The organism is Methanoregula sp. (assembly GCF_049686655.1).
GTDB lineage: Archaea > Halobacteriota > Methanomicrobia > Methanomicrobiales > Methanospirillaceae > Methanoregula.
In genome coordinates this window covers 1-8,385 of the sequence record NZ_JBAVIG010000050.1, presented here as the reverse complement: position 1 = coordinate 8,385, position 8,385 = coordinate 1, and the positions used below count along the sequence as shown (strand labels likewise).

At 52.4% G+C, this 8,385-nt stretch carries 10 protein-coding genes and 1 pseudogene; 6 read left to right on the top strand and 5 right to left on the bottom strand.

What is annotated here, in order from left to right; genetic code table 11:
• On the top strand, nt 1-1,227 hold a 1,227-nt coding region (locus tag WBL42_RS06560), incomplete at its 5' end, for an MFS transporter (protein WP_424720473.1).
• A 183-nt stretch (nt 1,228-1,410) separates the two neighbouring features.
• Here WBL42_RS06560 and WBL42_RS06555 read toward each other — a convergent pair.
• Nucleotides 1,411-1,908, bottom strand: coding sequence for an adenosine-specific kinase (locus tag WBL42_RS06555; protein ID WP_424720472.1), 498 nt, complete (start codon nt 1,906-1,908; stop codon nt 1,411-1,413).
• Nucleotides 1,909-2,049: 141 nt separating this feature from the next.
• On the opposite strand from WBL42_RS06555, the gene WBL42_RS06550 reads away from it, so the two are divergent.
• From WBL42_RS06550 to WBL42_RS06535, 4 genes are all read left to right on the top strand, one after another.
• On the top strand, nt 2,050-2,721 hold the full coding sequence (locus tag WBL42_RS06550; RefSeq protein ID WP_424720471.1) for a lactate utilization protein: 672 nt from the start codon (nt 2,050-2,052) through the stop codon (nt 2,719-2,721).
• Between the two features lie 95 nt (nt 2,722-2,816).
• The gene (locus tag WBL42_RS06545; protein WP_424720470.1) at nt 2,817-3,560 is read left to right on the top strand and encodes a hypothetical protein; all 744 of its coding nucleotides are present in this window, start codon (nt 2,817-2,819) and stop codon (nt 3,558-3,560) included.
• A gap of 96 nt (nt 3,561-3,656) precedes the next feature.
• Nucleotides 3,657-4,163 (top strand): hypothetical protein, encoded by a 507-nt coding sequence (locus tag WBL42_RS06540; protein ID WP_424720469.1) that lies wholly within the window; start codon nt 3,657-3,659, stop codon nt 4,161-4,163.
• 125 nt (nt 4,164-4,288) lie between these two features.
• Complete coding sequence (locus WBL42_RS06535; RefSeq protein ID WP_424720468.1) at nt 4,289-4,768, top strand: hypothetical protein; 480 nt, start codon at nt 4,289-4,291, stop codon at nt 4,766-4,768.
• A gap of 93 nt (nt 4,769-4,861) precedes the next feature.
• Here WBL42_RS06535 and WBL42_RS06530 read toward each other — a convergent pair whose 3' ends face one another.
• Nucleotides 4,862-5,347 (bottom strand): deoxycytidylate deaminase, encoded by a 486-nt coding sequence (locus WBL42_RS06530; RefSeq protein ID WP_424720467.1) that lies wholly within the window; start codon nt 5,345-5,347, stop codon nt 4,862-4,864.
• A complete protein-coding gene (locus tag WBL42_RS06525; protein ID WP_424720466.1) occupies nt 5,348-5,689 on the bottom strand; it encodes a DUF1294 domain-containing protein in 342 nt (113 codons plus the stop codon). It lies immediately after the preceding gene.
• A 142-nt stretch (nt 5,690-5,831) separates the two neighbouring features.
• Here WBL42_RS06525 and WBL42_RS06520 point away from each other — a divergent pair, with 142 nt between their 5' ends.
• A complete protein-coding gene (locus WBL42_RS06520) occupies nt 5,832-6,203 on the top strand; it encodes a Fic family protein (protein WP_424720465.1) in 372 nt (123 codons plus the stop codon).
• Here the strand turns inward: WBL42_RS06520 and dinB are convergent, their stop codons facing one another.
• Both dinB and WBL42_RS06510 read right to left on the bottom strand, forming a co-directional pair.
• Nucleotides 6,204-7,286 (bottom strand): DNA polymerase IV, encoded by a 1,083-nt coding sequence (gene dinB / locus WBL42_RS06515; protein WP_424720464.1) that lies wholly within the window; start codon nt 7,284-7,286, stop codon nt 6,204-6,206. It abuts the gene before it with no gap.
• Between the two features lie 429 nt (nt 7,287-7,715).
• A pseudogene (locus WBL42_RS06510) lies at nt 7,716-8,385 on the bottom strand (Nre family DNA repair protein); the annotation flags it as partial.

Below are 8,385 nucleotides of genomic sequence, written 5' to 3'. Positions count from 1 at the left end.
GCATATCTCCTTGCGGCAGCGCTCTTCCTTGTCCCGTTCGGGAAGATTGCAGATATTTACGGGAGAAAAAAGATCTTCCTGTATGGCATCGGCATTTTTGCAGCCGCTTCATTTGCAATGACAATGGTTCCTTCCACGAACCTGATGATCGCAATCAGGGTCATCCAGGGTCTCGGGAGCGGGATGATTTTCGGGACCACGGTCGCAATTCTCAGCTCGGTCTTCCCTCCCGGAGAGCGGGGAAAAGCGCTCGGCATCTACATAACTTCGGTATACTTCGGCCTCTCGATGGGTCCATTCCTCGGGGGTGTCCTGACCCAGTACTTCGGCTGGAGGAGTATCTTCTTTGTGAACGTTCCCATCGGGATCGCAGCGATTCTTCTCGTCACCTGGAAACTGAAAGGGGACTGGGCCGAGTGCCAGGGAGAGCGTTTTGACCTGGCCGGATCGGTTATCTACGGGATAGCCATTGTTGCAGTCATGTACGGGCTCTCTGTTGCTACTGAAGGTGCAGGATACGCGTTCCTTCTTACCGGGATAGCGGCCGGGATCGTCTTTGTCCTGTACGAACGGCAGATCAAATTCCCGGTCCTCGAAGTAAAACTGTTCACGGGAAACCGGATCTTTGCATTCTCCAACCTTGCTGCGCTGATCAACTACAGTGCTACGTATGCGGTCACGTTCCTGTTAAGCCTCTATCTCCAGTACACGAGTGGCTTCACCCCGGAAAGTGCCGGGCTGATCCTGATCGCGCAACCCGCCTTTCAGGCCATTGTTTCCCCGATAGCCGGGAAACTGTCGGATCGTATTGAGCCTGCAGTAGTTGCATCGGCAGGAATGGCACTTACTGCGGCAGGCCTGATCCTGCTGATATTCCTCACGGAAACAACCTCTCTGTGGTATCTCGTCCTCTGCCTTATCGTCCTCGGGGCGGGGTTCGGTCTCTTCTCTTCACCGAATACGAATGCTATCATGAGTGCTGTCGAAAAGCGCTACTACGGGGTAGCATCGGGGATGGTCGGAACGATGCGTCTCCTTGGGCAGATGCTATCGATGGGGATCGCGATGCTGGTCTTTGCGATAATGATCGGCCCGGTCGAGATCACCCCCGCGTATTACCCGCAGTTCATGGCAAGCATGCATATCGGGTTTATTGTCTTTGCGATCTTCTGTCTGGTAGGAATATTCTTCTCACTGGTAAGGGGAAAGATGCACGATACCGCGTGATCCCACCGGTCCCGTCAATCCACTCCCTTTGGCCGGGGTATGGGGAACTGATGAACCACCCGCTGAAGGAGCGGATTGCCGGGCCGGTGCCCGCAAAAGATGCAACGTACAGGAGTCCTACGAAAATAATGGACCCGCCTGAAAAGAAGAGGGGGCACCTGAAGATGAAGATAGCGCGGGGCACTATCCCCGCTTGTACCCGAATTTCCTGAGCATCGAAATCCGCCCTGCCAGATCATCCGGGCCTTCAATGCCCCGGGGTTTCTCCCCGTCTATCACACCCATGATCCCCCGCCCCTGTCCGGATTCCGCTATGATCACTTCAAGAGGATTTGCCGTTGCACAGTAAATGGTGCAGACTTCCTGGAGGTTCTTGATTGCATTCAGGATATTGATGGGATAACAGTCTCTGAGCACGAGAATGAACGAATGGCCTGCACCAATACGCCCCGCGTGATCTGCTGCCATCGTTTTGAGTTCATTATCATTCCCGTCAGTCCTGATAAGGCAGTCTCCGGATGCTTCACAAAAGGCGAGGCCGAACTTTGCAGCGGGCACAGATCCTGTCACAACTTCACTGATGTCCTCAACAGTCTTTATGAAATGGGACTGCCCGAGAATGATATTCACGTTATCGGGAATGCCTATTTTTACAATCATGAATACTAGATCCTCGTCCATAGACTGCACCCTCCACACATTATGTGGGAGATGCATCTGCCCCGTAATAAAGGATTGGCCTTCAGGTGTACAGGATTATGGGGCATGCCCCTCCGGGCAAAAATATAAAACCCCCAGAGATAGACCCCCTCATGAGAATACATGAAAACATCAACACCGTTCAGTGCCGTCAACCTGATCCGTGAAGCAGACGTTGATGCCCGTACATGGAATACCCTGCCGTCATCAGATATCGTGCACCTGACCATCAGGGCCGTTGAGGAGCGTGGGATTACCGTTGTCATGGCAGCCAATGGTGATGATGCCCTCGCGGTATTAAAAAATCTCATTCCCCCGGGCGCGGAAGTGATGACCGGTTCGTCAACCACCCTGATCGAGATCGGGTTTGAAGAGTATATTGGCGGCGGAAGGTCGGGCTGGAAAAGCCTTCACTCCGTCATCACTTCAGAAAATGACGAGAAAAAACGGGCTGAACTCAGGAGAAAATCCGTAACTGCCGACTGGTTTGTATCCGGTGCAAATGCCATCGCACAGACGGGAGAGATTGTTGCCTGCGATGCCGGCGGGAGCCGGGTAGGTGCATGGCCGTTTGCTGCCGGCCATCTCATACTGGTAGTCGGGATCAACAAGATCGCACCATCGCTCGAACTGGCAATGCAGCGGGTCTATGAGTACGCGTTCCGGCTGGAGAATGCACGGGCACAGCGGGCCTACGGGACACCAAGCAGCATTGGTAAATGTGTGATCCTTGCCCGCGAGAAAATTCCCGGGCGGGTGACACTTGTCCTTGTCAATGAGGCACTGGGTTACTGAACCGATCCCCGGGAAACCCTGCTATGTTGCATCCTTTTAATCATAGACAGTATATCTCAAATTAACGAACTCAGCAGAACGGATGAGTGTGTCCCATGACAACAAAGTACTTGCAGTCTTTTACCCTCGTGTTCCTAGTATGTATAGTGATTGCACTGGTTCCCGTCTCAGGGGCAACATCTGCAGAACAGCCGGTCAGCAACTCATTGACGAGGGGCAGCATGTTCACCGTTACCCTCACCGGCCTGCCCAACACCTCCTATTACATCTGGCTGCCCGGAACATTCACGATGACGGGTGCACCGGGAGACCAGCCGCCGGTTATCGCGGACAATACGGAGAATCTGGTGAAAGACCCGCCCAACGGGCCGTACACGATCGGGTCCTACAAGTACAATAACGGGGGAGGACGCACGATTCGCGATGCTGTCGCACCATCCACAGCCCAGATGTCCGATACCAATTATTATGCACAGGTCACAACGGATGAAAACGGCCGTGCGATCGTTGAGTTCCAGACATCCCTGAACACGGCCCTCAGTTCTTTTTCGGTAAAAGCGGAAAATCCCCGGTCAGTTGAAGGGGACAACCTCCAGATAGAAGAGACCCTCTATTCAAGAACTGCACCGGGCCCGATGATCATTACACCCACGGAAATTCCGGTCACCGTGGCGACGACACCGGTCCCGACAACTGTCCCTGCAACCGCTCCCGAAACCGTATCACCGATCCCGACAACTCCCCAGCCTACGACAACACCTGCACGACAGGCGCCGCTTGAAACCGGCATCACGCTTCTTTCCGTTTCCGCCGGCCTGCTCGTACTCCGGAGATGGTGAGCCCCGGACTATTTTTACAGCCAGCCCGGGGAAACTAAATTATTGTTCAGGTAAAAAACGCCTGCATACATTGACAACGAGAATGTGCGATCCGCCATGACTGAACAAAAACCTTTGCAGGATGCAGGAATACAACTGTCGGAAACCGATCCAATAAGGAGGTTCTTCGTACGCCCGGTTTTCCTGAGCCTCACGATAGGTATCCCGTTTTGTATATTCAAACTCATCTTCGGTCTGATGGCAATCCGGGAAAACTCCCCGGGTATCCCGTTTGTTCCGGTCCTGGGCTGGCTGATCGTTACCTGGGCGATAGCAGACCTTCTCATGAACACCGGGAGGTCCCTCCTGGATCTCCTTCACAGGCAGGCATGGTTTGAATATTGTACTATTGCACAACTCGGGCAGGTTGTCGGTAAACCCACGGTCTTCCTTGCGATCGATACCCTGATCAGCTTCTCGATTATCTGCGCCATGCTCTGGACGGGATGGATCACGCAACTCAATCCGGTGGAATCATTCCTCTGGTACGCAGCTACCACCATGAACCTCATCAGTCTCTCCCTTGTGTCGCTCTACAATGAGATCCAACGTGCGGACAGATGAATAACAGGGGGAGAAGAAACTTCTCCCGGGCCAGAGAAGGGACGTAAAAAACAGGGGATAAAAACATGTCCTTCCCTGAGGGTATAATCCAGCATGGTTAAATGGTGAAAAATACATTTCAGGATATGAGAAAATATCTTATTCTGATTATCCTCGTCCTGTTCCTCCTTGTCACCGGCTGCACATCCTATATCTCCAATCTTACTGCTCCAAAATCGGTCCTGCAGCTGAATCAGACTGCGACATTCGAACAGGACGGCTACCTGTTCGAGGTTACCGTTGATCATATCAGTGTCACGTCATCACCAGGGAACCCGCAAACCATTACCGTCGATATGACGGCGACGAATACTGGCGAAAAAGGAATTTCACTTATGGCCTACCCGCGAATCACCGATAATGCAGGCACAGACTATCCGGGTACCAGCATCTTTCTCGGTACGATAAATCCCGGCGGAAGGGCTTCCGGCAAGAGCAGCATCACTATCAACTCTGATGCGGCAAACCAGCTCAGGGACAATGGCCTGCTGAGTATCCGGCTCCAGGATGTAAAACCCATGCCGTGGGAAGCGACATGGTACGTGGATTTCCATAAACTTCCCTGAGATTTTTCAGGTCCTTGTTTTAGAATACCAAAGGTGTCAGGAAATACCTTCGGAAAAAATACGAGGAAAATTGTGAAATCCGGCGCATACCCGTTATTTCTTATCCTCACCCAGTGCTTCCCTGCTCCGCATCTGGTACAGCACCATCGGGTCCATCTCTTTATAGCTGTCCCTGCCGGTCCGCATAATCACGTTGCCGATCCCGCTGTTGACAATCATCTTCGAGCAGAGGAAACATGGCCAGATCTGGGTGATTTCATCAGTTTCGACATCAAACCCGGCCAGGTAGAGCGTACATCCCCGGGAGTGCTTCCCGGCCTGGAGGAGTGCGTTCATCTCCGCATGAACACTCCTGCATCGTTCGTAATTCGAGCCTGAGGGGATGTTGTGCTCCTTTCTCCAGCACCGGTTCAGTTCGGTGCAGTCCATCTGTTTCCGGGGCGCGCCCGTATACCCGGTGGAAACGATCGTATTGAATTCGTCAACGATGATGGCCCCGAAATTGCGCCGCAGGCAGGTGCCCTGGTGGGCGCATCGTGTGGCAAGGTCGAGGAAATAATGATGCCTGTTGGTCCGCATTCAGGAGAATATGGCGAAACCCGGTATTAAAGAGGCATGGTTTGAACCGTTCATTCCGGGCTGCAGAAGCATGCCGGCAAGGTAGACGATTATTGCGAGATGGATGACAAGGAACACCGGGACAAGGTAAAATTTTATTTTGTGGATCTTATGCCGGTAGAGCCTCATGGCGCAGAACCCCCCGAAGGGTCCGAGGAATGCCAGTGCCAGGAGGGCGTTTTCGCTTATCCTCCAGGCAGTTCTCTGTGCCTTCCACTTGTCAAAGGCAAATGCGCCAAATGCGAGTATGTTTGACACAAGGTAAAGAACGACGACAAAAAACAGCACATTGGGTATGACCATCAGCTCCCATGAGTATCTGTCCTTTGCCCGGGATAATTCTATGGAAACTGCATTGAAAGGGGAATAAACAACACGGATTTATCCCTCATGCGCAAACTTACCGCAACCTATGCATGTACCACGATACAATACCTGAGTATCCATGGATGATCTGACCATAGATGACATCATCGGCATCCATTCACGTCTCATCGCGCAGGTGGGTGGTGACGCACGGGTCCTCTCAGAGGCCGGGCTCCACCAGATAGTCTTCCACGTAAACCTGTCAGCGGATGTGTTCCATAAGGCAGCGTTTGTCCTTTTCTCGTTCAGCGCGTATCCCCCGTTCCGCGAGGGAAATGTGCAGACCGCACTCTGCATTATCAAAAAAATCCTCGACGCAGAGGACTACCGGATTGAGTTCGGGGACAAGGAGTTGGCAGATCTTGTAAAAGGTGTTGAATCTTTTTCTCTGGATATTGAAGATCTGGAGGACCAGATACGAAAGTACGCACAAAAAACAACCGGACTCTGATCAGAACGGCAGGGTTGTCTGGCGCACATCGGATTTTTCAAAGGATGAGACCCGGATACCGATAAGCCTGATCTTCCTGCCATCGTACAGCTCACGGAACAAGTTATGTGCATGGGATCGCAGTGCAGCCGGGTCCCGGGAATAGTGGGGAAGACTGCGACTTTTTGTCTTAGTGACAAATCCATGGAACCGGACTTTGACGGTGAGGGTCCGGAACCTGAGCTGTTCATCCGCAAGAGCTGCATGGACTTCTTCTGCAAGGATATCAATTGCACGGAGCAGGGCGTCTGTTGAATCTGTATCTGTCTCGAAAGTTGTCTCCCGGGATATCGATTTCATGCCGTCGCGGGCTACTACCTCGCTGTCATCGATTCCCATGGACACCTGCCTGAGCAGAACCGCTCCGCGACCAAACGTTCCTATCAGTACCTGGATATCATAACGTGCAAGCTCGCCGATTGTCCTGATTCCCAGTTCGAAGAGTGCCGTTTCGGTCTTTTTCCCTATCCCGGGAATCTTTCTCACCGGCATCGGATCGAGAAACTCCTGGATTGCTGTTGGTTCCACCACCGTCAGCCCATCCGGTTTTTTAAAGTCCGATGCAATCTTTGCCACCAGTTTTGACGGGGCGATCCCTATTGAACAGGATAGGCCGAGCTGCCGGTATACGGCGGTCTTGATCTCTCCTGCCAGCGATCGTGCCTCATCATAATTCCCAAGAGGGGATATATCGAGGAACGCCTCATCGATACTTACCTGCTCCAGAGGATACGCGTACGATCCCAGGATCTCCATCACACCGGCAGAAGCCCGGGTATATCTGGAAAAATCCGGGGGGAGGAAGATCGCATGGGGGCACAGGACAAATGCCTGCGAAACAGGCATTGCCGACCGGATCCCAAATGCCCGTGCTTCGTACGAGCAGGTAGAGACAACACCCCGGCCTTTGCCCTGCTTTGGATCTGCACCGACTACGACAGGTTTCCCTGCGAGATCGGGCTGGTGATGTACTTCCACGGATGCATAAAAACTGTCCATATCCAGATGCAGGATCATCCGCTGCCGGGAGTCGTGCGGAACCATTTTTTAAGTGATGGTGTTCCGGAGATATACTACTTTAGCGGGCAGTATGAAAGTGACCTCGTGCTGTTTGTAAAAGCCGGTACGCAGGATCTTCACAGTCTGAAAAGGTCTGAAGAGGGCAGGCTAAAAAATATCGTGATAGTGCCCGTCTGAAGTTATTCTGAACGTTGAACCACATCCACCACCGGTCACCCGGCAGGAAAAGAACATCCCCACCTCACCAAGGTCATCATCGCAACATACATTTTCGGAGGTTCCACAGACCGGGCATAGGTGTGACATTTTTTTCCTGCGTTCATTACGAGAGCTACCAACTGTTGCAAATGTGTGTATATATAGTGATTGATGTTGCAGAGAGTTACTGACGGGTATATATATTTCAGATTTTTTCTGATAATTTCAGTTCATATGATTGGAGAGGTGACGAATTTACACTGCAGGGCATTCAGTTCGCAATCCTGAAAAATCACTGATAGTGCACTGCCGCTGACGGATCATTGTCCTGAGCAGGTCACCTTCCTTTATGAACCGGTCCATGGGGAGGGTGAATTTACCGGAGAGGTAGTTAAGCGCAAGCCTGATGTCCTCAAACTCCCGTGCAGGCTGCTGCATGGCGCTCCGCACATTTTCCCTTACATTGAAGACACCCATTGGCACATACCCGTGCAGGGCCTCGCGGAGAATGATCGCCCCTGCCTGCCGTTGTTCCCGGGCAAGCGCTTCGAGCACCGCCATCTTGCAGGAGTAGTAGCACCCACCCAGAGAAGAATATTCGGTCTTTTTCCGGTTTCCCTCGTGATCCGAGAAGACCAGTTCCTCATTTCCCAGTACATGGAGAAAGGCTTCCGACCACTCGTACTGCCAGCCGGTCGGCATCAGGATCACAGCATAGTTGTTGTGCAGGCTGGAAAACTCATGCACCTGCCAGGTATCAATAACCGGGCATTTTTTTACCTCTGAAAGGAGCCGGTCGCCGATAATGGTATCGCAGGCAGTGATCGACCACCGGGTGGGAACAAGGTGCCTTATAGTATCCCGCCCCATGGTCCCCACGGAGAATGCCTTCTGGATGCTCGAGAAAGGGACCCCGGTCTTATGA